The 22,945-nt window shown below is 71.4% G+C and carries 18 protein-coding genes; 13 read left to right on the top strand and 5 right to left on the bottom strand.

Features of this window, described 5'->3' with window-relative positions; translation table 11 throughout:
• The first annotated feature begins 58 nt into the window (after positions 1-58).
• From Pla133_RS07380 to Pla133_RS07365, 4 genes are all read left to right on the top strand, one after another.
• Positions 59-1,360, top strand: a complete 1,302-nt coding sequence (locus Pla133_RS07380) for a porin (RefSeq protein ID WP_145064284.1) — start codon at positions 59-61, stop codon at positions 1,358-1,360.
• An 82-nt stretch (positions 1,361-1,442) separates the two neighbouring features.
• Positions 1,443-2,156 (top strand): FMN-binding protein, encoded by a 714-nt coding sequence (locus tag Pla133_RS26065; protein ID WP_419192212.1) that lies wholly within the window; start codon positions 1,443-1,445, stop codon positions 2,154-2,156.
• Positions 2,153-2,602: a hypothetical protein gene (locus tag Pla133_RS07370; RefSeq protein ID WP_145064283.1), complete on the top strand. Its 450-nt coding sequence runs from the start codon at positions 2,153-2,155 to the stop codon at positions 2,600-2,602. The genes Pla133_RS26065 and Pla133_RS07370 overlap by 4 nt, the downstream gene beginning before the upstream one ends.
• Positions 2,603-2,644: 42 nt before the next feature.
• A complete protein-coding gene (locus Pla133_RS07365) occupies positions 2,645-4,048 on the top strand; it encodes a dihydrolipoyl dehydrogenase family protein (protein WP_145064282.1) in 1,404 nt (467 codons plus the stop codon).
• A 556-nt stretch (positions 4,049-4,604) separates the two neighbouring features.
• Here Pla133_RS07365 and Pla133_RS07360 read toward each other — a convergent pair.
• The gene (locus tag Pla133_RS07360) at positions 4,605-5,843 is read right to left on the bottom strand and encodes a bifunctional alpha/beta hydrolase/OsmC family protein (protein WP_145064281.1); all 1,239 of its coding nucleotides are present in this window, start codon (positions 5,841-5,843) and stop codon (positions 4,605-4,607) included.
• Positions 5,844-5,954: 111 nt separating this feature from the next.
• On the opposite strand from Pla133_RS07360, the gene Pla133_RS07355 reads away from it, so the two are divergent.
• Both Pla133_RS07355 and Pla133_RS07350 read left to right on the top strand, forming a co-directional pair.
• Complete coding sequence (locus tag Pla133_RS07355; RefSeq protein WP_145064280.1) at positions 5,955-7,520, top strand: S10 family peptidase; 1,566 nt, start codon at positions 5,955-5,957, stop codon at positions 7,518-7,520.
• A 468-nt stretch (positions 7,521-7,988) separates the two neighbouring features.
• Positions 7,989-9,125 carry a hypothetical protein gene (locus Pla133_RS07350; protein ID WP_145064279.1) on the top strand — a complete coding sequence of 379 codons (1,137 nt, stop codon included), beginning with the start codon at positions 7,989-7,991 and terminating at the stop codon, positions 9,123-9,125.
• Between the two features lie 13 nt (positions 9,126-9,138).
• Here Pla133_RS07350 and arsM read toward each other — a convergent pair whose 3' ends face one another.
• Positions 9,139-10,086 (bottom strand): arsenite methyltransferase, encoded by a 948-nt coding sequence (gene arsM / locus Pla133_RS07345; RefSeq protein WP_145064278.1) that lies wholly within the window; start codon positions 10,084-10,086, stop codon positions 9,139-9,141.
• A gap of 424 nt (positions 10,087-10,510) precedes the next feature.
• On the opposite strand from arsM, the gene gdhA reads away from it, so the two are divergent.
• Positions 10,511-11,869 carry an NADP-specific glutamate dehydrogenase gene (gene gdhA / locus Pla133_RS07340; RefSeq protein WP_145064277.1) on the top strand — a complete coding sequence of 453 codons (1,359 nt, stop codon included), beginning with the start codon at positions 10,511-10,513 and terminating at the stop codon, positions 11,867-11,869.
• A 127-nt stretch (positions 11,870-11,996) separates the two neighbouring features.
• Complete coding sequence (locus Pla133_RS07335) at positions 11,997-13,598, top strand: B12-binding domain-containing radical SAM protein (protein ID WP_145064276.1); 1,602 nt, start codon at positions 11,997-11,999, stop codon at positions 13,596-13,598.
• A 34-nt stretch (positions 13,599-13,632) separates the two neighbouring features.
• Here Pla133_RS07335 and Pla133_RS07330 read toward each other — a convergent pair whose 3' ends face one another.
• A complete protein-coding gene (locus tag Pla133_RS07330) occupies positions 13,633-14,667 on the bottom strand; it encodes a GNAT family N-acetyltransferase (RefSeq protein ID WP_145064275.1) in 1,035 nt (344 codons plus the stop codon).
• A 162-nt stretch (positions 14,668-14,829) separates the two neighbouring features.
• On the opposite strand from Pla133_RS07330, the gene Pla133_RS07325 reads away from it, so the two are divergent.
• Both Pla133_RS07325 and Pla133_RS26060 read left to right on the top strand, forming a co-directional pair.
• Complete coding sequence (locus Pla133_RS07325) at positions 14,830-15,513, top strand: thioredoxin domain-containing protein (RefSeq protein ID WP_419192211.1); 684 nt, start codon at positions 14,830-14,832, stop codon at positions 15,511-15,513.
• A 2-nt stretch (positions 15,514-15,515) separates the two neighbouring features.
• Positions 15,516-17,021, top strand: a complete 1,506-nt coding sequence (locus Pla133_RS26060) for an EF-hand domain-containing protein (protein WP_419192210.1) — start codon at positions 15,516-15,518, stop codon at positions 17,019-17,021.
• On the opposite strand, the gene Pla133_RS07315 is transcribed toward Pla133_RS26060, so the two are convergent.
• Both Pla133_RS07315 and Pla133_RS07310 read right to left on the bottom strand, forming a co-directional pair.
• The gene (locus Pla133_RS07315; RefSeq protein WP_145064273.1) at positions 17,009-18,343 is read right to left on the bottom strand and encodes a hypothetical protein; all 1,335 of its coding nucleotides are present in this window, start codon (positions 18,341-18,343) and stop codon (positions 17,009-17,011) included. The two genes, Pla133_RS26060 and Pla133_RS07315, sit on opposite strands and share 13 nt — an antisense overlap.
• Positions 18,344-18,518: 175 nt before the next feature.
• The gene (locus Pla133_RS07310; RefSeq protein ID WP_145064272.1) at positions 18,519-19,148 is read right to left on the bottom strand and encodes a hypothetical protein; all 630 of its coding nucleotides are present in this window, start codon (positions 19,146-19,148) and stop codon (positions 18,519-18,521) included.
• Between the two features lie 284 nt (positions 19,149-19,432).
• Here Pla133_RS07310 and Pla133_RS07305 point away from each other — a divergent pair, with 284 nt between their 5' ends.
• The 3 genes from Pla133_RS07305 (at position 19,433) to Pla133_RS07295 (ending at position 22,881) form a co-directional block, all read left to right on the top strand.
• Positions 19,433-20,743, top strand: a complete 1,311-nt coding sequence (locus tag Pla133_RS07305; RefSeq protein ID WP_145064271.1) for a Gfo/Idh/MocA family protein — start codon at positions 19,433-19,435, stop codon at positions 20,741-20,743.
• A gap of 26 nt (positions 20,744-20,769) precedes the next feature.
• Complete coding sequence (locus Pla133_RS07300; protein WP_145064270.1) at positions 20,770-21,561, top strand: FAD:protein FMN transferase; 792 nt, start codon at positions 20,770-20,772, stop codon at positions 21,559-21,561.
• A 96-nt stretch (positions 21,562-21,657) separates the two neighbouring features.
• Positions 21,658-22,881 (top strand): Gfo/Idh/MocA family protein, encoded by a 1,224-nt coding sequence (locus Pla133_RS07295; protein WP_145064269.1) that lies wholly within the window; start codon positions 21,658-21,660, stop codon positions 22,879-22,881.
• Positions 22,882-22,945: the final 64 nt, after the last annotated feature.

The following is a 22,945-nucleotide window of genomic DNA, read 5'->3' as shown; positions in this document are numbered from 1 at the left end:
CGTCCCCCACCCACCCCAGCCCCCCAAGCGGCACCCGCGCGGTGCCGTGATCGAAGCGATGCTCTGCACCCTGACCCTGGCCCTCCTACCCGCGGCGATCGCGCCCCAATCCGCGACCGCGACGACCTCCGACGCGAGCGCCCAAGACCTCGGCGCCCTGGCCCGTCGCGTGGCCGAGCTCGAGGCGAACAACGCCGAGCTCAATCGGCGCCTGGACCTGCTCAGTGAGGACGTCGAAGCCGTGGACCTGGGTGGCCTGTTCACCCCCGTCGGCGACGGCACGCGCGGGCTCGCGCCGGCGGCGTCGAAGGTCTACTACGCCAGTAGCCCCCTCTCGATCGGCGGCTACGGGGAGATGGTCTACACCAACGAACAGGGGGGCACCGGCACCGACCAGCTCGACTTCCTGCGCGCGATCCTCTACGTGGGCTACAAGTTCGACGACCAGTGGCTCTTGAACACGGAGTTCGAGTTCGAGCACGCGACGGTCGAGGACAACAACGACGGCAGCGGCGACACCACCCCCGGCTCGGTCTCGGTCGAGTTCGCCTACGTCGAGTACCTGGCCACGGACAACTTCTCGGTCCGCGCGGGTCTGCTGCTGATCCCGATGGGCTTCGTCAACGAGCTGCACGAGCCCACGACCTTCTTCAGCGCCGGTCGCCCCGAGCTCGAGCAACGCATCATCCCCTCCACCTGGCGCGAGAACGGCATCGGCGTGACCGGCTCGAGCGAGGACTTCGAATACCGCGTCTACGTCGTCAACGGCTTCGACGCCGAGGGCTTCTCCAGCGACGGCCTGCGCGGCGGTCGCCAGAAGGGCGGCAAGGCCAAGGCCGAGGACTGGGCCATCGTCGGCCGCGCGGACTACGTGGGCACCACGGGCCTGCTCGCCGGCGTCTCGGCCTACCACGGCGCCTCGGGCCAGGGCGCCGCGGGCGTGGGCTCGGTGTCGACGACGATCTACGACGCCCACGTGCAGTACCAGACCGGCCCCCTGCGCCTGCGCGGCCTGTACGCCATGGCCGAGATCGACGACACGGCGGCCCTGAACGCGGCCTTCGGCAACAACGTCGGCGAGCAGATGGGCGGCTACTACCTGGAAGCCGGCTACGACGTGCTCGAGGGCGGCGACCAGTCCCTGACGCCCTTCGTGCGCTTCGAGAGCTTCGACACCCAGCAGGGCGACCTGCTCGGAGGCGCCATCGACGATCCGGCCGGCGATCGCGAGTCCTGGACCTTCGGTCTGGCCTGGCAACCGATCGATCAGGTGGTGGTCAAGGCCGACTACGTCGACGCCGACAACGGTGCAGACAGCGGCCAGGACCTGTTCCGCCTGTCCCTCGGATACATCTTCTGATCCAGGACACTAGCCTCTGAGGCTGCTCGCCCCGCGTCGCGTCGGCCACCGGGCCGCGCGACGCGCCATTTGCACCACGACCATGCGCCCCACGCTGCTTCGCCTCGCGAACCTGATCGTCCTCGGGGCCTCCGCGGCCACGGGGATCGACGGGGATTCCCCCTCAACGCCGAGCCCGACCGCTCCCGCGCCGGAGCTGCGCGCGGGCTCCGAGGCCGCCCTGCGGGGGCAGGTCTTCCTCTCGGTCGAAGAGGCCCTGGCCCTGGCCTTCGGCGAGGAGGCCGAGATCGACAAGCGCACGGTCTACCTGACCGAGGAGCAGCGCGCCGCGGTCGAGGCCTTGCTCGGCGACGAGCTGCCCAGCGGGATCGCGCGGCCCTACGTAGCCACGGCCGAGGGCGAGCTGCTCGGCGTGGCCTGGTTCGACAGCCACCGGGTTCGGACCCAACGCGAGACCCTGATGTTCGTGGTCACGCCCGCGGTCGAGCTGCGCCGGTCAGAGGTCCTGGCCTTCGGCGAGCCGCGCGAGTACCTGCCGCCGGCGCGCTGGATGGCCCAGTTCAATGGGCGCGGCCTCGACGAGGAACTGCAGCTGGGCCGCGGCATCAAGCCCATCGCCGGCGCGACCCTCTCGGCCCGCGCCACGGTCGACGCGGCGCGCCGCTCGCTGGCCCTGCACACGATCCTGTTCCCCGCGCCGCAGCCGGAGCCTGTGCCCGAACCCGTGCCCGAACCCGTGCCCGAGCCGGAGCCCAAACCCGTGCCGCCCGCTCCAGTCGACGGGTCGCATCCGTGACGCGCGGCGAAGCCTGGACGACCCACCTCGGTACGGTCGTGGTCGGCGCCAGTGGCCTGGTCTACGCCTGGATGCTGTACTTCGCCGAGCCGGTGGACGAGTTCGCGATCGTCAACCACCCCTGGCAGCCGCACCTCTTGCACCTGCACGTGCTCTCGGCGCCGATCCTGGTGCTGGCGGCGGGTCTCCTGTGGGTCCGTCATGTCTGGGGTCGGCTGCGCTCGGGCTACCCCCACCGCCGCGCGACGGGCGTGACCCTGGCCGCCGCGGTCTTCCCGATGATCGCCAGCGGCTACCTGTTGCAGGTGACGGTCGAAGAGCGCTGGCGCTCGATCTGGATCTGGACCCACCTGGTCGCCTCCGCTCTTTGGCTGCCGGCCTACCTGATCCATCAGCTCGCTCCGCGCGGCGCGCATGCCGGCCGAGCGGCGAGCGACGCGGCCTGACCCCGTCGCTATGCTGCGCGGCCCCGACCCGGCCCCGCGACCATGAGCGACTCCAACTACGACCTGATCGTGATCGGCGGCGGCAGCGCCGGCTCCGCCTGTGCCGCCGAAGCCATCAAGTGCGGCCACGAGCGGGTGGCCCTGGTCAACGACGGCGAGCTCGGGGGGCTCTGCATCCTGCGCGGCTGCATGCCGACCAAGTCGATGCTGCACGCGGTCGAGCCGCTCCTGGAGGCGCGCCACGCAGACCGCTTCGGCCTGCGCTTCCCCCCGGCGGAGATCGACTTCGGGGCGATCATGGAGCGCAAGCGCGAGCAGGTCGCGCGCTTCCAGCGGGCCAAGATCGCCGGCATGCAGGCCGGCGGCTACGAGATCATCGACGGGCGCGGACGCTTCGTTGGCCCCGATGCGATCGAGGTCGGAGGGCGCGAGCTGACCGCCGGTGCCTTCCTGATCTCGACCGGCTCGCGCACGGCCGTGCCGCCGATCCGCGGGCTCGACCAGGTCGGCTACCTCGACAGTGACAGCCTGATGGAGCTCGAATCGGCGCCGGCCTCCCTGTTGGTGCTCGGCGCCGGCGCCATCGGCCTCGAGTTCGCGACCTTCTTCGCGGCCCTGGGCACCGAGGTGACCCTGGTCTCCCGCTCGCCGCTGATCGAGCGCGGCGAGGAGCCGGACCTCTCCGAGCAGTATCGACGGGTGGTCGAGCGCGCCGGCGTGCGGGTCGAGTTGGGGATGGGCCTCGAGCAGACCCGCCGCACCGCGGACGGCGTCGAAGTGATCGCCATCGCCCCCGACGGCGGCGAGCGGATCTTCAAGGCGGAGCAGCTCCTGCTCGCCGCAGGTCGGGTGCCCGACTACCGCGGCCTCGACCTCGAGGCGGCCCAGATCGAACTCGACCGTCACGGAGTGCTGCGACTCGACGAGGCCCTGCGAACCACCAACCCGCGCGTCTTCGCCGCAGGCGACGCGACGGGACGGGATCTGATCCTGCACACCGGCAACGCGGAGGGTCGCCACGTGGCCCGCAACCTGCGTTGCCACTCGAAGGGCGAGGAGCTGGTGCCCTGGGAGGAGGCGACCCCCGTGCGGGCGATCTTCACCCACCCGCCCTACGCCCAGGCCGGCTTCACCGCCCGCGAGGCCGCAGCGCGCGGCCACACGGTGATCAGCGCCCAGAAGAATCTGGCCAACCAGGGTCGCGGGATCGTGATGGGCGTCTACCCGGACGAGGGTTTCGTCAAGCTCATGGCCGATCGAGGCAGCGGCCGGATCGTCGGCTGCCAGATGCTCGGCCCGCGCGCCGACGACCTGGTGCACGTGGTCTCCACGGCCATGCACCTCGGCGGCACCGTCGACGACCTGATCGCCATGCCCTGGTACCACCCGACCCTGTCGGAGGTCTTCATCGAGCTGGCGCGCGAGCTGCGCGCACAGATGATCTGATCGCGCCGCCGATCCGAGGCGGGCACGCACCCGCCGAATGCCGACAGGGGACGACGCCATCTGGCATCGCCCCCTGTCGAGCCCCGGGCGGGTGCTCGCTCACGCGGGCGCCGGTCGCGGGGCCACCGGACGCTGATTGTCCGTAGAGCGTCTCGAGGCCGGTTGCTCGCCGAACAGAAGCTCGGGGCACCGACGTCGAGAACCGAGGCCCGATGGTAGGCCCGGAGACCAATCCGGGAAGGCGGAACCTCGCGGGGTCTGTCCGCGCGCAGGTGCCAGCGGACAGGCCCCCCACAACAGGCGGTGATGGCGACCAGTTTCGGCCGCGGGACGGTCGCCGGATGCTCGGTCGCTCCGGGGAAAGGAGAGGCCAATTGGCGGGCACTCGAAGTCGTCAGGGCGATGGCCGTGGGCGCGGTGCCGACCCCACCCGTCGGGCCGATGGGCCCTGGAGTCCGCGAATCCGTGCGCACCGAGATTCGGCCCGGCGCACCCGGTCCCGGCGATGGTCACGCCGGATCGACACAGCTCGCGCCAGGCCTCGGCGGTCCCGAGCTCAATCGACGCTCGCCAGAATGGTCGTCACCCGGACCTCGTTCGCACTCAGGGTGCGGTGCACCGGACAGCGGTCGGCGATCTCCACCAAGCGTTGGCGTTGGGCCGCGTCGAGCGGGCCGTCGAGGGTCAGCTCGCGGCGGATGCGGTCGACCTGACCGTCGGTCGAGGTGCAGTCCTCGCAATCGCGGGCGTGGACGCGGTCGTGTTCCAGGCGCACGCTGATGCCCTCCAGGGGCAGGCCCTTGTGCCGCGCGTACATCCGCAGGGTCATCGAGGTGCAGGCCCCCAGGGATGCAAGGAGGAAGCCGTAGGGGTCGGGTCCGGCGTCGGTCCCTCCCGAGGACGCGGGCTCGTCGGCGACCAGCTCGTGCCGGCCGATACGAACTCGTTGGCGCAGGCCGACGGCCTCGGTCACTTCGACGGTGCCGTGGGGCAACTCAGCGTCCTCGGACGACGCCCCGTCGGGTTCGTCGAGGTAGCGACTGGCCCAGGCCGCCAGCACGTCGGCGACGAAGCGCGAGTCGCGCCGGCGGGTCAACAAATGGTCGGCCGAGTCGAGCGAGACGAAGCTCTTGGGGTGCCGTGCCGCGTCGAACAGCTCGCGCGCGTGCTCGATGCCCACGACCTCGTCGATCGGTGAGTGCATCACCATCAGGGCCGCGCGCAGGTCCCCCAGGCCGCCACGCAGCCCGTGACGGTCCAGGTCGTCGACGAACTCCTCCTTGATGCGGAAGGTCCGCCCGGCCAGCTCGACCTGGGCCTCGCCGTGCTTGCGCAGCTCGAGGATGACCGGCTCGATCAGGTTCTTCACGTGGTTCGGCTCGCTGGGTGCGCCGATCGTGGCCACCGCCCGCACCGAGGGCAGCTCGTGGGCCGCGAGCAGCACCGCCGCCCCGCCCAGGGAGTGCCCCACCAAGAGCTGCGGCGCGCTGTATTCGGTCTCGACGAAACGCGCCGCCGCGACCAGGTCCTGGACGTTCGAGGCAAACGTCGTGTTGGCGAAGTCACCGTCCGAGTTGCCCAGTCCGGTGAAGTCGAAGCGCAGCACGGCGATGCCCCGCGCCGCCAGGCCACGGGCGATCCCGGTCGCGGCGGTGACGTTCTTGGAGCAGGTGAAGCAGTGGGCGAAGAGGGCGAAGGCGCGGGGCTCGCCATCCGGCCATTCGAGTCGACCCGCGAGCTCCTCGCCGCGGCCGTTGGGGAAAGTCAGTCGATCGGTGCGCTGGGTCGTGGCCATGGGATTGCGGGCTCGGTCGGGGGTGCGCGAAGCGGACCGGCCCTGCGGGCGCGACCGTCGGACGGGGTTACGATGCCAGCCCACCTGACGCGACCGCTACGACCAGCAACCATGCAATCGATCCTGCGCACCGCCGCCGCGGCCCTGACCTCACTCGTCCTCGTCCTGCCGGTTCGCGCGGCCCAGAATTTCGACGGGATTCCCGAGCCCCCGACCTGGGGGGCGGACGAGTCCCCTGCGCCGTCGGACGCCGCTGCGCCGTCCGACTCCGCCCCGACTCCAGACAACGAGCTGGTCGAGCGCTTCGGCTCGATCGAGGTCGACGGCACCGCGGTCGAGTTTCGCAGCGTCACCGGCCGCACGACCCTGGCCGCCGAGGACGGTAAGGCCCGCGCCCACTTCTTCCACGTGGCCTACCTGCGAGAGGGCGTCGAGGACACGGACGCACGCCCGCTGACCTTCTGCTTCAACGGCGGGCCCGGGTCCTCGTCGGTCTGGCTGCACCTGGGTGCCTTCGGCCCCGAGCGCGTGGACCTGGGGCCCGAGGGCTTCGACCTCACCCAGCCCTACGAGCTGGTACCCAACGCCGGCACGCTCCTGGACCTCACCGACCTCGTGTTCATCGATCCGGTCACCACCGGCTTCAGTCGCGCCGCCAAGGGGGTGAACGACGGGGAGTTCCACGGGCAGCGGGAGGACGTGGAGTCGGTCGGGGCTTTCATCCGCCTGTGGCTGGCGCGCAACGATCGATGGACCAGCCCGATCTACCTGGCCGGTGAGAGCTACGGCACCACCCGCGCCGCGGCCCTCGCTGACCACCTGCAGGGCACCTTCGGGATCTACCCCCGCGGTCTGGTGTTGGTCTCGGCCATCCTGAACTTCGCGACCGCGCGCTTCGACGTGGGCAACGACCTGCCCTTCGTGCTGTTCCTGCCGACCTACACGGCCACCGCCTGGTTCCACGGGCGGCTCGCGCCCGAGCTGCAAGCGGACCTGCGCGCGACCCTCGATCAGGTCGAGGCCTTCGCCCGCGGCGAGTACGCCAGCGCGCTGATGGCGGGCGACCGACTCGACCCGGCGGGCCGCGCGCGGATCGCGGCACAGTTGGCGCGCTTCACGGGTCTCGATGCGGAGTATCTGTTGCAGACCAACCTCCGCATCAACATCAGCCGCTTCTGCAAGGAGCTGCGGCGCGACGAGCGCACGACGGTCGGGCGCCTCGACAGCCGCTACACCGGCCGCGACCGCGACGCGGCCGGCGAGCGCTACGAGTTCGATCCCAGCATGGCTGCGATCGAGGGACCCTACTCGACCCTCTTGAACACCTACGTGCGCCGCGTGCTCGGCTACCGCAGCGACCTGCCCTACGAGATCCTGACCGGCCGGGTGCAACCCTGGAACTACTCCAACGTCGCCAACGAGTACCTCAACGTCGGCGAGGACCTGCGTAAGGCGATGACCTCGAACCCGAACTTGCGGGTCTACGTTGCCAACGGTTACTTCGACCTGGCCACGCCCTACTTCGCTACGGAGTACACGTTCGATCACCTCTTCCTCGAGCCCGAGGACCGCGACCGGATCTCCATGGGCTACTTCGAGGCGGGACACATGATGTACGTGCGCGAAGCCGAGCTGCTGGCGCTGCGCCAGGACTTGGTCGAGTTCTACGGGCGTTGAGCCCGCCGTTGGCCCTGCCGTCGACCCGCGCGGAATGGCGTCTGCTCGGGGACGCGTTTCCCCGGGAGCATGAGCCGTCGGTGGACGCGCAGGGCGGGGAACTTGTCGCGCCGCGGACCCGTAGTCGGATCGGGAGGAGGAAGTCCACGGTCCGGTCGTCGTGACCAGCGCAGCGGCGGGGGAAGCCCTGATCGTTCCAGGTGGATGGCGAAGTTCGGCCTGCGGCACGCGTTGAGAGGAATCCACTCGAGGCGGGCCGTCGAGCGGAGCCGGTCAGCGGGGCCGCCGGGCCCAGCCGCGGAGCGATTCCGTCCAGCGAACCCGTCCGGCACCTCCATCGGGCAGGGCCGTCGAGCGAGGCCTGTGAGGTCTCGGTCAGCCAGCCTAGAGATCGGTGGTGCCGTTGGTCGATGCCCTGCGGAGGGCGGTAGCCGAGGCCCCTGGGGCCCCGCGCCCCAGCGAACCGCCATGCCGTTCCCCACCCGATTCCGACGCCCCCTGGCCCTCGCGGCCCAGGTCGCCCTGCTGGCGCTGGCCGGCTGCGCGAGCGGGCCGCCGATCGCCGAGGTGACCCCCTTCGGCGTGATCCGGGCCACGGATCGGGGCGCCGCCGCGATCCTCGCGCCGGAGTTCCTCGAGTTCCGGACCGAGATCATCGCGCTCCTGCCGGACACCCGCGAAGGGCCGGTGAACATCTGGCTCGAGGAGCGACCGACCCTGCGCGAGCACGGTCAGGAGGACGGCTGGGCCGACGCCTACACCCTGACCTGGGGCGGCAGCCGCACGCCGCGGGTCCACCTGCCGGCCGACCCCGGCACCGACGCCGAGCGGCGCAACCTGATCGCACACGAGCTGGTCCATGCCCTGCTGGGGCCGAGCTGGCAGAGCCTGCCGACGGCGCTCGAGGAGGGCCTGGCCACATGGGTCGCGACCCAGATCGAGCCGCGCAGCTACCAGCGCGTGACCAAGCTCCTCGCCGCGGCCCCCGATCGCATGGCACACATCGAGCTCGGCGCGGTGCTCGCCGGCGCTCCGGTGGCCCTGCCCGACCGCGCCCTGACCCTGGCCATCGCCTCGGCCTCCGACGCCTCGGTCGAAGAGATCCTGGCCTACCCCCTGGGCGACGAGCTCTACCCTTCCGGGCGCGCCGCCAAGCTGCGCCTGTACGGCGTCGGCCTGGCCCTGGTCGACACGATCGTGCGGCGCGGGGGGATCGGGGCCCTGCACGGGCTGTGCCTGCGAGCCGAGGCCGAGGGCCTGGCGCGAGTGCCCATCGATTGGATCATGGAGGCCGCGGGGGCGACGACGCCGGAGGGGCGCCGACTGGCGCTGCGGCCACCGCTGCGACCGGAAGACGCCCTGTGGCTGGTGGACCACCGCGACCTGTGGCCCCGCCTGGCACGGGCCTATCGCGCCCTACGCAGCGGCGAGTCCCAGTTGGCCACGACCCCCGAGGCCTTCATCGACGCCCTCGAGCTCGAGATCGAAGTCGACCGCGGTGCGCCGATCTCCTGGCGCCAGCTCGCCCTCTATCCGCAGCTTCGAGCGGAGTTGACTGCCGAACTCGAGCTGGACCCGACGCGGCTCGGCCAGACGGGTCTCTGAGTCCCGTCCAGGCTCAGCAGCCGCCGCGGGGCCGACGGACCTCCGCCACGAAACTGGTCACGTATTCGGCGATGCGCCGGCCCGGCGGCAGGGACGCCTGAAGCCTGTGGTAGAGCGGGTCGTTGGCGCCAACCAGGCTGTCCACGTAGGCGGGGTGCCGCTCGAGTCGCACCAGCTCCAGCCCCACCGCGGCCACGTGGGCGCAGGTGTCATCCACCAACTCCGCGCCGGCGACGCAGCCGATCAGGGCCTCGAGGTGATCGACGGTGCCGGGCGGCAGGGGCTCGCAGAGGCCCAGATCGCTGATCGCCGCCCGCCCGCCGGGCCTCAGCACCCGCGCCACCTCGGCCCACACCTGGCGCTTGTCCGGCGCGAGGTTGAGCACGCAGTTGGAGATCACCGCGTCGACGCTGGCATCGGCCACGGGCAGGTGCTCGATCTCGCCCAGTCGGAACTCGACGTTGTCGAGTCCGGTGCGCTCGCGGTAGCTGGCGACGTTCCTGCGCGCGCGGGCCAGCATGTCCGGGGTCATGTCGACGCCGATGGCGCGACCCGCGGCGCCGACCTTCGGACCGGCCAGGAACACGTCGAAGCCGGCGCCGCTGCCGAGGTCGAGCACGGTTTCCCCCTCGGACAGGGCTGCGATCGCCGCGGGGTTGCCGCAGGACAGGCCCAGGTTCGCGCCGCCGGGGAGGGCCGCCAGCTCCGCGGGGTCGTAGCCCAGGGCCTGGGCCAACTCGTCTACGGCCATGGTCGGACCGCAGCAGCCGCCGCCTGCGGCCTCGGTCCCCGCCGCGGGGGACGTCGCCGATGCAGCGGGCCCGCAGCAACCGGAGCTCGCCGCGGGTGCCTCGGCCTCGGCGGACGCGGCGAGTGCTTCACCCCGCGCGATAGCCCCGTAGCCCCCGGCCACGGAAGCTCGGATGGCATCGGCGTCGCGCTCGTGATCTCGGTCAGTCATGGATTCGGTTCCTCGGTTCGTTGGCCCCTCAGCAAGGGCGGGCGCGCGACCAGCCGGGCGATCTCGCCGCGCACGCGATCGTAGTCGGGCATGCCCCCACCCGCGCGCCCCCGGGCGGAGCGGGCCCGGGGGGTCGACCCCGTGTGGGTCGGACCAGCGCAGTGGAGCGCGAGGCACTCTGCGAGGGTCCGCCGCGCCTGGGCACCCGCCAGATGACGGCGGCAGGAGTTTCCCACGCAGGAGAACGGCACCGGTCTGGGCGTCGCGGCGGTGGAGTTCGGGTCCGACTCGGTCGACGGCACGGGGAGCGATACGACGCGATGCGTCCTCCTGGACCGTTCGAGCCAGCCTTCCACCGGCCCGAGCGGTGACCTAACCTCCCGGACCCACCCGACTCGACGGACCTCGGCAACCCGCAGCGCCCATGCCCACCGCTACCACCCCCACCGACCTCGATACCTTCATGGACACCGTGCGCTACCGGAACCCCGGTGAGCTGGAGTTCCAACAGGCGGTCGAAGAGGTGGTCGAGTCCCTGATGCCGATGGTGCTCGGCAACGACGCCTACATGAAGGCGCGCATCCTCGACCGCATCACCGAACCCGACCGGGTGATCAGCTTCCGGGTCACCTGGGAGGACGACCGCGGCGAGGTGCAGCTCAACCGCGGCTACCGGATCCAGTTCAACAACACCATCGGGCCCTACAAGGGAGGCCTGCGCTTCCACCCGTCGGTGACCCTCAGCGTGCTGAAGTTCCTGGCCTTCGAGCAGATCTTCAAGAACAGCCTGACCGGCCTGCCCATGGGCGGCGGCAAGGGCGGCAGCGACTTCGATCCCAAGGGCAAGAGCGACCGCGAGGTGATGCGCTTCTGCCAGTCCTTCATGACCGAGCTGTTCCGCCACGTGGGGCAGAACCGCGACGTCCCGGCCGGCGACATCGGCGTCGGCGCCAGGGAGATCGGCTTCCTGTTCGGTCACTACAAGCGCCTGACCAACAGCTACACAGGCGTGTTGACCGGCAAGGGCCTGTCCTACGGGGGCAGCTTGGTGCGCACCGAAGCCACGGGCTACGGAGCCGTGTACTTCGCGCGCGAGATGCTCGGCCATCGCAGCGAGGACCTCTCGGGCCGTCGCTGCCTCGTGTCGGGCTCGGGCAACGTGGCGACCTACGCCGCCCAGAAGTTGCAGCAGTTCGGGGCCAAGGTCCTGACCCTCTCGGACTCGGGCGGGACGATCTACGCGCCGGGCGGCATCGACGAGGCTCAACTGGCCTGGATCATGGACCTCAAGGAGGTCCGCCGCGGCCGCATCAGTGAGGCCGCCGAGCACTTCGACGGCATCGAGTACCACGAAGGCGCCAAGCCCTGGCAATTCGAGGCCGACTCCGCCTTCCCCTGTGCGACCCAGAACGAGATCGACCTGGACGCCGCGCGCCAGATGACGCTCAACGGCATTCGCATGGTCTGCGAGGGCGCCAACATGCCCACGGCCAACGAGGCCGTGCACCACTTCCAGTCCCAAGAGGTTCTGTTCGCCCCGGGCAAGGCGGCCAACGCCGGTGGAGTGGCAGTCAGCGGATTGGAACAGAGCCAGAACTCCCAGCGCTACTTCTGGGACCGCGACGAGGTGGATCGCCGCCTGCAACAGATCATGTCCGGCATCCACGCCAAGTGTGTGGACTACGGCGAGCGCCCGGACAGCTCGATCGACTACGTACGCGGCGCCAACGTCGCCGGCTTCGTCAAGGTGGCCGACGCGATGGTCGCCTACGGCCTGGTCTGAGCCACTCATCCGCCGGCCGCACGGCCGGGTCGGCGGGACAGCGGGCCGACCGGGCGAAGAGATCGGCCGGGCGGAGCGATTGACCGCGCACTGGACTCGGACAGGAGTACATTGCGGGGCACTTGCCATGACCGCTCGAATACTGCTCCTCTTTCCTCGCGTCGAGCCCGATCAGCCGGACCGGGACAAGCTGCTCGGCCTGCCCCTGGCCCCGCTGACCCTGGCTCGCTCGTTGATCGAGCACGGCTATGACGTCCTCGCCGTCGACCAGAACGTGGACCCGGGCATCGCCGGGCGCCTGGGCTCGATGGAGCGCCCCCTGTGGGTCGGTCTCAGCATCATCGGTGGCTGGCAGATCCGGACCGGCCTGTCCCTGGCGCGGCGCATTCGTCGCCGCTGGCCGGACGTCCCGATCGTCTGGGGCGGCTGGAATCCGACCCTGCTCGCCCACCTCTACGAGGCGCCGCACCTGGCGCCCTGGGTCGACGTGGTGGTGCGCGGCCGGGCGGAGGTGACCGCGGTCGAGCTTTCCGACCGCCTGCGCGACGGCCGCGGCCTGGATGGCATCGCGGGGCTGTCGCACCGCTCGGGTGGCGGCGACCTGGTGCGTGAGCCCGACCGTCCGACGGCGCCCGATCCCAGCCACGCCCTGCTGCCCTACCACCTGATCGACGACCCCGACGCCTACATCACCGCCCAGGGGCTGGTGAACTACATGTCCAGCCACGGCTGCCCGCACCGTTGCGGGTTCTGTGGGATCCCGGTCGGGACGCGGACCTTCCGGCCGCTCGAGACCGAGCTGGTGGTCGAGCAGGTGGCCGAGCTGAAGCAGCGCGGCTCGGGCACCGTGCTGTTCTACGACGACAACTTCTTCACCCAGAAGGCGCGGGTGGTCGACCTGGCCCGGCGCCTCTTGGAATCTGGCCTCGGGATCGAGTGGTACAGCAACGGCCGGCTGGACCAGGTCCTGGCCTTCGACGAGAACGAACTGCGGCTGTTGGTGGCCTCGGGCTGCCGCAGCGTCAACGTCGGCTACGAGACCGGCGACCAACAGGTGGCCGACGGCGTCCACAAGGACATCGATGTCGAGAGCGTCTACGAGGCCGCGCGGCGATTCGCCGCGGTGGGCCTGCACCTGTCGCTCAACTTCATGGTCGGCCTGCCCGGCGAGACGCCACAGTCCCTGGTCCGCTCGCTCGAAACGCTCAAGCGCATCCACGCCATCCAGCCCGACATGGACGTGTGCTGGTACATGTTCATGGCGGCGCCGGGCACGGAGCTCTGGCACCGGTTGATCGACGAGGGCCAGCTCACCGACCCGGCGACCCTCGAGGAGCACGCGCGGCTCCAGCCGCTGTTCCTCGAACTGCCCTGGTACTACCCGCCGCCGCCCAGGAGTGTCTTCCGCCCCGACCGGCGCGAGTTGCAGGCGATCGTGTGGTGCTTCTACCAGGCCTACGCCGCAGCCGAGCCCGGCCTGCCCTGGCGGCCCTACTTCCGACTCCTACGCCGTTGGTGCAAGTGGCGCTACGAGGGCCGCCGCTTCGGCCTGTGGTTGGACTGGCGCCTGTTCGAGCGCGCGTTCGTCGCCCGTACGGCGCTACGCAACCTGCGCGCCGCAGCCGGACGATCGGCGCCTTGGCGCGCCATCGCCGCGCGCCTTGGGCCCCGTCGCCAGGGAGCGCGGCCCAGCTACGCGCCGTTGACGGGTCTGCACCGCGGCACCTGACCGCGATCGATCAGCGGCGCCTCGAGCCAGCGGATCAGAGGAAGTCGATGTCGCCCAGGGAGAAGTAGGCGCCGGCGTCGAGCTCCTCGATCGGCAGCTCGGGATCCCAGGACCGTCCGGTGCGTCGCAGTGCGATGGTGTGAACCACCGCCCCCTGGGAACGGAACCAGTCGTGCCCTCGGTCCCATGTGGGCAGCCAGGTTCCCGTCTGTGGACAGTCGAGCGCCCCGGCGACGCGGTCGATCCCGTCGAGCAGGAGTTCGGCCGCCTCGTGGTCGTCGCGGTCCACGATCCACTCGAGCACGTGGGCGACCCGATCTTCGAGGCCGCCCGGCCGAACTACCGCCAGCCCGCGTCCCGGCAGGGCGACGACGCGGTAGGGGCTGTCCGTCCCGTCCCCATAGCGACGCTCCAGGTAGGACTGGCTGCGTTCGACGGTGTGGCGCACCAGGGTGCTCGTGCGCTCCCACAGCTCGCCCGCGTCGGCCGGCAATCGGTCGACGACACCCGCCGAGGCCGACCTGGCCCCGGCGCCCCGGTCGATTCCGCGCACCAGAGGACGCACCGGTTGCAGCGCTCGGTAGCCGAGCTGACGCTCGCCGATTCGAGAGTCCCGTGGCGACGGAAAGCCCCAGGCCAGGAATGCACCGCCCATGCCGCAGTGGTTCTCGATCCACAGGTACATCAGCCGCGTGAAGAGACTGGTCCCCTCGAGCGAGCGGCGGTGCTCACGATCCACCATGTGGTCGGCGCACTGCACGGTCAGGCGTCGCTTGCCGTCACAGCGCATGGGCATGGCCAGACCTCCGACGTGGGCGACGATCTCGCCGGTGTCGAGGGTCTCCGCCAGGCAGGAGAGCGGCCCTTCGGGCGCGCCGTACTTCCAGCGCCACAGGCTCTCGGAACTCGGTTGGAAGACGCCAGGATCGGGGGGGAAGCAGCTTCGAAACAGGCGCACGAGTCCGACCTCGTCGCCGGGGCGGACGTTGCGTAGGAGGTAGCGGCCGACGACCAGCTCACGTCCTGCGGCAAGGGGTTCGGAAAGGGATGGGGAAAGGAACTCATTCATCGGGTCGAGCCTAGATCCGCGGGCGACGATCCGCCACGGGCCCAGGCGCCGTCGGTGGTTCGATTGCGGAATGGACTCGACGCGTTAGGGTCTGGGGATTCAGGACGGCCCCGGGGGCTCGAGTTCGAGGACGGTGAGCCCTCCCCACCAAGGACGAATACGTTGCCCACGCTTCGCCGAATCGCATTCGCCCTGCTGTCGATCGGCCCGTCGATCTTCGTGGCGAGCTGCGGCGACGGTGGCGCCGCTGCGAGTCCGCCAGCGGCGGAATCGGCGTCCGCGCTTCGAGGCCTGTGCGACCCCGCGGACTGGGACCTCGAGGACGCGCCCTTCCGGCCTCGACCCACGGGGTTGGCGGGCCAGACCGTGCGCGCCGAGGAGCCGGGGGCGATCGCGACCGTACTCGTCTTCCTCGATACCGAGTGCCCGGTCGCCAACGCCATGGCGCCCGAGCTCGAACGCCTACGCGCACGCTTCGCACCCGAGGGCATCGCCTTCCGGCACGTCTACCCGGACCGCACGCTGACCGTGGAAGCGATCCGCGAGCACGCCCGCGACTACGCGCTGGACGCCGTGGCCGTCCGCGATCCCGGCCACGTCTGGGTCGAGCGCTTCGGCGCGACGATCTCGCCCGAGGCCGCGGTGATCGTCGACGGTGACGTGGTCTACCGCGGACGCGTGGACGACCGCGCGGTGGCGCTCGGCGTCCGGCGCCCCGGGCCCGGTCGGCGCGACCTGGAGCTGGCCCTCGAGAGCATCCTCGCCGGCCGCGCTCCGGATCCGGCGCGGACCCCGGCGGTCGGCTGCCGCCTGGCGGACCTCCCCGCCCAGGGAGCCCGCGACTAGCCGTGCAGCGCGCCCTGCAACTGGCCTTTGCCGCAGCCCTCGCCGCCTGCGCCGACCCGCCGCCGGTGACCTACGTCGACGACGTGGCTCCGATCCTCGCGCGGCACTGTGTGGGGTGCCACAACCCGCAGGGCTCGGCTCCCTTTGCGCTGCTCGACTACGACGACGCGCGCAGAAAGGCCGGGCCCATCGCGCAGGTCACAGCCAACGGCTCGATGCCGCCGTGGAAGCCGCGGGCCGGTGGCGACGTGTTCCACGGTGCGCGCGGACTGACCGCCGACGAGCGTGGGTTGCTTGCCCGTTGGAGCCGCGACGGCGCTGCTGCCGGCGAGGGCGCGGAGGCGATTGCGCTCGAGGCCCCCACCCCCGGCTGGGCCCTGGGCGATCCCGATGTGGTCTTGACCATGGACCAACCCTTCCTGGTGCCCGCCGACGGCGGCGAGCTGTGGGCTTCCTTCGCCGTGTCCACCGACTTCGGAGGCGACCGCTACCTGCGCGGCGTCGAGATCCGCCACGCCAACGCCAAGCCGGTCCACCACGTGATCCTGTGGATCGATCCCGAGGGCTCCCTGCGGGACCTGGCCGAGGCGGGCGCGGCCGGACCCGGCAGCCTGGTGCAGGTCGACCAAGCGGCGCCGGGCGAGATCCTCGGGGGCTGGATCCCCGGCATCGAAGCGCGCGCCTTCCCCGACCACACGGCCGCCCTGCTCCCCGCCGGCGCCGATCTGGTCTTCGAGCACCACTTCGTGACCACCGGCCGCCCGGAGGAGATCCGCACCAGCCTGGGCCTGCACTTCGCGACCGAGCCGCCCGAGCGCCCGCTCGGGGTGATCCAGTTGACCGGCGGCGCGATCCACGTGCTGCCCGGCGAGCGCGACTACTCGGTGCGCTCGACCACCACCCTGCCAGTGGAGACCGAGTTGATCGCGATCACACCCCACGCCCACTACGTGTGCCGCGGGCTCGAGATCACCGCTCGGCTGCCCGACGGCGACTCCCGATCGCTGATCGCCATCGACGATTGGGACCCGGCCTGGCAGTCGACCTACTGGTTCGTCGACCCGCCGATCCTGCCGGCCGGGACGGCGGTCGAGCTGGCCTTCACCCTCGACAACTCCGCCTCGAACCCGCGCAACCCCCATCGGCCACCGCGCCGGGTGATCTTCGGCGCGCGCTCGGACCAGGAGATGGCCGAGGTCTTCTGCCACGTCGTCGCGCGGGACGCGGAGGCCTTCGGCCGGCTGCGCGAGGCGCTCGTCGACGCCGTTCGCGGCGCCGGCAACGAGCACCGGGTCTGGCAGGCCCTGGTCGACCAGTTCGACGCCGACGGCGACGGTTCCCTCGACGCCGAGGAGGACGCCGCGGCTTCACTGCTGGTCGACGGCATCTGGGACCAGCCCGAGCTCTTGCTGCGCGTCGCCGACAGCGACGACTCGGGCGACCTGGACGAGGCCGAGCGCGCCGAGGTCCAGCGCTGGATCGGGGTCTGGCACGGTCAGCGCGACTGACGCTTCGACAACAGCTCCGCCAGGCCCGCGCCGATGCGCTCGCCGACGAGCTCGGTGCCGGGGCGGTGGAAGTGGCACAGGTCGTAGTAGATCGCGTCGGTGCGCGCGGCGAAGACGTCGGTGGCGTCCACGAAGGCGACCCCCGAGGCGGCCAGCTCGGCGCCCGCCGCCCGCAGACGCGGATAGCCGGCGCGAACTCCGGCGAGGGCCGCGGCAGCCCAACCAGTCTCAGCCTCCGCGGCGGCCAGGATCGCCACCTCCTCCGGGGCCGGCACCTTCGAACCATCGTGACCGAGCGCCGGCTGCAGCACGTGGAGGTACGCGATCCCGCGGCCTTCGCACAGGGCCGCGAGGGCCAGGGAGCCGCGCCGCCACACGTCGACGCACTGGGTCAGACCGAGCTCGGAGCCGGGCGGGGCCGGGAGCGCCTCGGACTGTCGCCAACCGTCGTCCGCGGCACGTGCAGAACGGAAGTCCGCGCGGGCCCGCTCGGCGGCGTCGGCCAGTCGCTCGATGCGCCAGGCCGCGACGAACCGCGCCAGGACGCTCCAAGACAGCGGCGCCGAGCGCGCTCGACGGCCGATGTGGCGCGCGCGATCGGCCAGATTCCACAGGCGCGCGGTCGCCTCGACCTGCGGCGCCGAACGCACGTCGAGACCGCCGAGGTGCGCCGCGTGGTAGTGGGAGGGCCAGATCGGATGCAGGCCGTAGTCCAGGTTCGACGACCCCAGGGCGACCTCGTTGAAGCCGTCGAGGTTGACCACGGCGTCGGGCTCGATGCCGAGGGTCGCGAGGTAGCCCACGAGCAGCAGCTGCTGGGGCTGCTTGAAGGCCTGACGACCTGCCGAAAGGAAGTAGGGCTCGCGACCGCCCAGGGCCGGGAGCCCGCGGAGCTCGGCCCCCATGGCGTCGAGGCCGCCCACGCTTGGATCGCCGACGAATCGAGCGACCGACCCGCCCACGAGCAGCACGACGAAATGCTGCGCCTCCCAGGCCTCGCGCGCCGGCCCCAGGTCGGCCAGGAAGGCGAGCTGGCCGGTGAGCTGCTCGTGTCGCTCGACCGTTTCATAGCCGAGGAAGGGGTGGGCGAAGGCTTCGTCCTTGGCGCTGTCTCCGTGATCGGCGACCTCCCAAGGCAACTGCCGGTCGAAGCTCGCGAGTGCCGCAGCCAAGCGCCCGTCGACCGCCGCCGTGCCGACGAGTCGCAGGGCCAACTCGAGACCCAGAGAGCCCACGAGCAGCGCCAGGGCCAGACGCCGGGTCCAGCGCCAGGTCGCCGGGGCCAGCCCACCTCGTTCCTCGCCGTTTGGTCGCGCGTCCATGGTCCTCGGTCAGGTTGCGGCGCGCCGACGGTCTGCACAATGGACGACCGCTCGGCGTCGGTTCGATCGCCCGGCGCGCGGCGGGAGTCCGAAGGGTCGCAACGTGTCGTTGCGACCAGGGATCCAGGCTGCGCGCGCGCGTATCGGACACGCGCTCGGCGAACCGGTCCTCCGCTCAGTCGGCGAGTGCGCCCAGGGACCCGGAGGCGTGCACCTCGGGGGTCTCGGCGCTGAAGTGCCGCCAGCCGACGACGGCGATCAGGATCGTCACGGCGGCCAGGATCGGCAGCAGCACGAAGCGCTCGATCCGCTGTCCGCTGGAGGCGACCGAGATCGCCCCGGCACCCGCGCGGGCGGCCGGACCCTCGCGAGCGTCGACCAGGCGCCGCTCGGCGACCTCGAGGCGGCCCTGCACCTTGCCCATCTCCAGGGCCAGGGTGCGCAGCTCGCGTTCGCGCTGATCCACCAGTGCGCGCAGCTTGCCGACCTCGCGGTCGTGGCGCTCGCGCTCCAGTCGCAGCTCCTCCTGCAGGCGCTCGCGCTCGGAACGCGCCTCGACCAGCATCACCTCGCGCTCGGAGCGCGAGCCGGCCTCAGCCCGCTCCAGGCGCGTGACCGCCGACCGCTCCAGGGCCCGGGCCGCGTTCAGCTCCGTCTCGAGGGCCGCGATGCGCTGCTTGGCGGCAGCATCGGCCTGGGCCACGTCCACCCGAGCGCTGGCGGCCCGGGCCCCGTTCGAGCTCGAGTCGACGGCCACGACGGCCGGGGTCCCGGCACCCACGTGCATGTCCTTGGGACCGTGCACCTCGAGCTTCGCGCGCGGCCCCTCCCCGGCGGAGTCGACGCCTCGACCGAGGAGTTGATTGGGACTGCGGTACCCCGCGGCCGACCGGCCACGGGGGGGTTTGGGGGCGACGTAGCGGGCCATAGCCCGAGGATAGGTTCGCACCCGGCCAGACGCACGCGCCGGATCCGGCCCTCTGCGCCGACGGGTGCTAGGATCTGCGCCGCTCTCGGGGCCCCCCAGCCTCGGGCCCTCTCTCGCGGAACTGCCGTCCCGTTCCGAAGTCCCTACCCCCACAGCGCCCGATGACCCATCGCAAGCCCACGCGTCGCGACTTCCTCTCCACCACGGCCGCCGCGGCCGGCCTCGTCGGCCTGGCGGGCACCGCCAAGTCAACCGTTCTGCAGGGAGCCAAGCGGCCGGTTGCCAAGGGGAAGAGCTTCACTCAGGTCCCCCAGGACCAGCCGATCCGCATGGCGGTGATCGGCACCGGCGGCATGGGCGGGGCGCACCTGGACGCCTTCCTGGGCTTCCGCGAGCGGGGTGAGGAGCTGGTCGACATCGTGGCCCTGGCCGACGTCTGCAAGCCGCGCCTCGACGGCGCCCACGCCAAGTGCAGCAGCCGCCAGGAGGGGGTCGAGGTGACCGCCCACCGCGACTACCGCGAGATCATCGGGCGCGACGACATCCACGCGGTGCTGATCGCCTCGCCGGAGCACTGGCACGCGCAGCACGCCGTGGACTGCGTGATGGCCGGCAAGGACGTCTACGTCGAGAAGCCCATGTGCCTGCGCCTCGACGACGCCCTGTGGCTGGACCGCGTGGTCCAGGCCAACGACCAGGTCGTGCAGGTCGGGACCCAGTACATGATGGACCCCAAGTACGTCGAGGCGCGCAAGCTGATCAAGGAGGGCGCGATCGGCAAGCCGACCCTGAGCCAGACCAGCTACTGCCGCAACACGCCCTCGGGCGAGTGGAACTACTACGGCATCGACCCCCAGGTGCAGCCGGGCGAAATGCTCGACTGGAAGGCCTGGTGCGGGCCCCTCGGCGAGCACGAGTTCGACACCAAGATCTACCACCGCTGGCGCCGCTACCGCGACTTCTCCACCGGCATCCTGGGCGACCTGTTGGTGCACCAGATGACCCCGCTGATCTACTCCCTCGACCTCGGCTTCCCGATCCGCGTCACCGGCTCGGGCGGGCACTACATCGACAAGGACATGGAGAACCACGACCAGGTCTTCCTGACCGTGGAATTCGAGGGCGACCACACGATGGTCGTGGCCGGGTCGACGATCAACGACCGTGGCCTCGAGGTCATGATCCGCGGCCACCGCGGCGACCTGCTGCTCGGCGGTCGCAACGTGGAGCTGGTGCCCCAGGCGCCCTACGTGGACGACGTCGACCCGCGCACGATCGCGACCGAGGGCGGCAACACCCACGACGCCCTGCGCCGCGACTGGCTCGGCTCGGTGCGCTCGCGCGAGGAGAACCGCTCGACGACGGCCTTCGCGCTCAAGCACATGGTCGTGGTCGAGCTCGGCACGCGCTCTTTGTGGGAGCGCAAGGCCTTCGCCTACGACCCCGCCGAAGCGGTCGTCACCGCGATCTGACCCCAGGCGCCCGCGAGGGTGAGTCGATGATCCTGACCCTCGCTCGGGCGGCCATGGCCACCCGCTTCGAACTCGTCCTCGACGGCGACGACGAGCGGTTCCTGCGGGCCGTGGGCGAGGCGGCGTTGGACGAGGTGACCCTCTGGGAGGGTCGCCTCACCCGCTACCGCCGCGACAGCTTGGTGGCCCACCTGGAGCGCCACGGCCACGCCCGCGCGATCGAGCTGGACGACGAGACGTTCGAGCTGTTCGACGTCTGCGACGACGTGCGCATCGCGAGCGGCGGCGCGTTCGACGTGGCCCACCGCTCCGGCGGTGGGCTGAGCGTCGATCGCGCGGAGCGCAGCGTGCGACTCGAGCGGCCCGGGGTCGAACTCGACCTCGGAGCGATCGGGAAGGGCTTCGCCATCGACCGCGCGATCGCGGTCCTGCGGGAGGAGGGCATCGAGCGCGCCCTGCTGCACGGGGGCACGTCCACGGTGCTGGCGCTGGGCTCGCCCCCCGGCGAGGAGGGTTGGGGTGTGCGGGTGTTGGCCGGCGGCGGCGCGCGCACGATCCGGCTCGACGGCCGCGCCCTCTCGGTCTCGGCCCAACACGGCCGGCGGGCGGACGCGGCGGAAGGGCACCTGCGCGATCCGCGGCGCGGGCGGCCGGCCGCCGACCTCGGGCCCATCGCAGTGCGAGCCCCCAACGCCACGGCCGCGGACGCCTGGTCCACGGCGCTGGTGGTGGATCCGGGCGCCGAGCAGGCCGCGCGCAGCATGGGTATCGAACTCTTCGCCCTGGATCGGGGCGAGCCGTCCGAATCGGCGACCTGATTCCGCCGCGCGCGGAGCGCCGAGGCCGGCGCGACTGCGGTTAGCCTGTCGCCTTCGCCGTCCCTCCCAAGGCCCACACCCGGCCCACGAACGACCATGACTCCGACCGATCGCCGCTCCTTCCTGCGCACCAGCCTCGGTGGCGCGACCGCCCTGGCCCTGGCCTCCGAGCTCGATTTGGCGGCGGCTCTGTTCCGCGCGAACGCCCCCGTTTCGGTGGCCCTGGTCGGCTGCGGGCGGCAGGGGCGGGAGATGCTGGCCGAGCTGGCGAAGATGGAGAACGTGACCGTCGTCGCGGTCTGCGACACGGTCGAGTCGCGCCTGTCGAGCGGTCAGCGCCGGGTGCGCGACGCCAAGGGCTACGCCACGGTCAAGGAGCTGCTGGCGGGCGAGCCGGGGGTCGACGCGATCCTGGTGGCGACGCCGACCCACACCCACCGCGAGGTGGCCGAAGCGGCCCTCGCCGCCGGCAAGCACGTCTACTGCGAGTCGCCCCTGGCCTCGACGATCGACGACGCCAAGGCCATCGTCCGTGCGGCGCGCGCCAGTGGGAAGGTGTTCCAGACCGGGATGCTCGGCCGGGTCAACCCGATCTACAAGCTGGCCCACAAGTTCTGGAAGACGGGCTCGATCCGCAATGCGGTGGCCCTGCGCGCCCAGAGCCACGACAAGACGTCCTGGCGGGTCGGCTCCGACCCGGCGCTGAACTGGCGACTGGACCCGAGCGTCAGCCTGGGCCTGATCGGCGAGCTCGGCACCCAACAGCTCGACGTCTACCACTGGTTCCTGGAGGCCTACCCCACCTCCGTCTCCGGCCGCGGCGCGATCATGCTGCACGACGACGGTCGCGAGGTGCACGACACGGTGGCGGCGACCTTCGGCTTCGAGAGCGGCCTGACCCTGCAGTACTCGGCCTCGATCGCCAACTCGTTCGAGAGCACCTACGAGCTGATCGAGGGCTCGATGGGCACCATGAAGCTCGCGTGGAGCTGGGGCTGGCTGTTCAAAGAGGCCGACGCGGCCACCCAGGGCTGGGAGGTCTACGCCAACCGCCAGCAGTTCCACAACGACGAGGGCATCACCCTGATCGCGGACGCCACCAAGCTCGCCGCCCAGGACAAGCTCAAGGACGGGGTCGGCCTGCCCTACCCGCCGATCTACTACGGCTTGGAGAGCTTCCTCAAGAGCGTCACCGAGGGCGCCGAGGTCCAGTGCTCGGCCGAGGAAGGCCTGCGCGCGGCGGCGGTGGCGATCGTGGCCAAGCGCGCCATCGACTCGGGCGACCAGCTGACGATCGAACCCGGCCTGTTCGAGGTCTGAGAGCCGGCAGGGTCGGGCGGCGGCTCCGCGGCCGTCGTCCGCCGGCCGTCGCTCGCCGCCCGCC

The sequence above is a fragment of the Engelhardtia mirabilis genome, from assembly GCF_007748095.1.
In the GTDB taxonomy this organism is placed as follows: domain Bacteria; phylum Planctomycetota; class UBA1135; order UBA1135.
The sequence above is the reverse complement of the archived record's forward strand: the minus strand, read 5'-3'. Positions and strand labels throughout refer to the sequence as shown.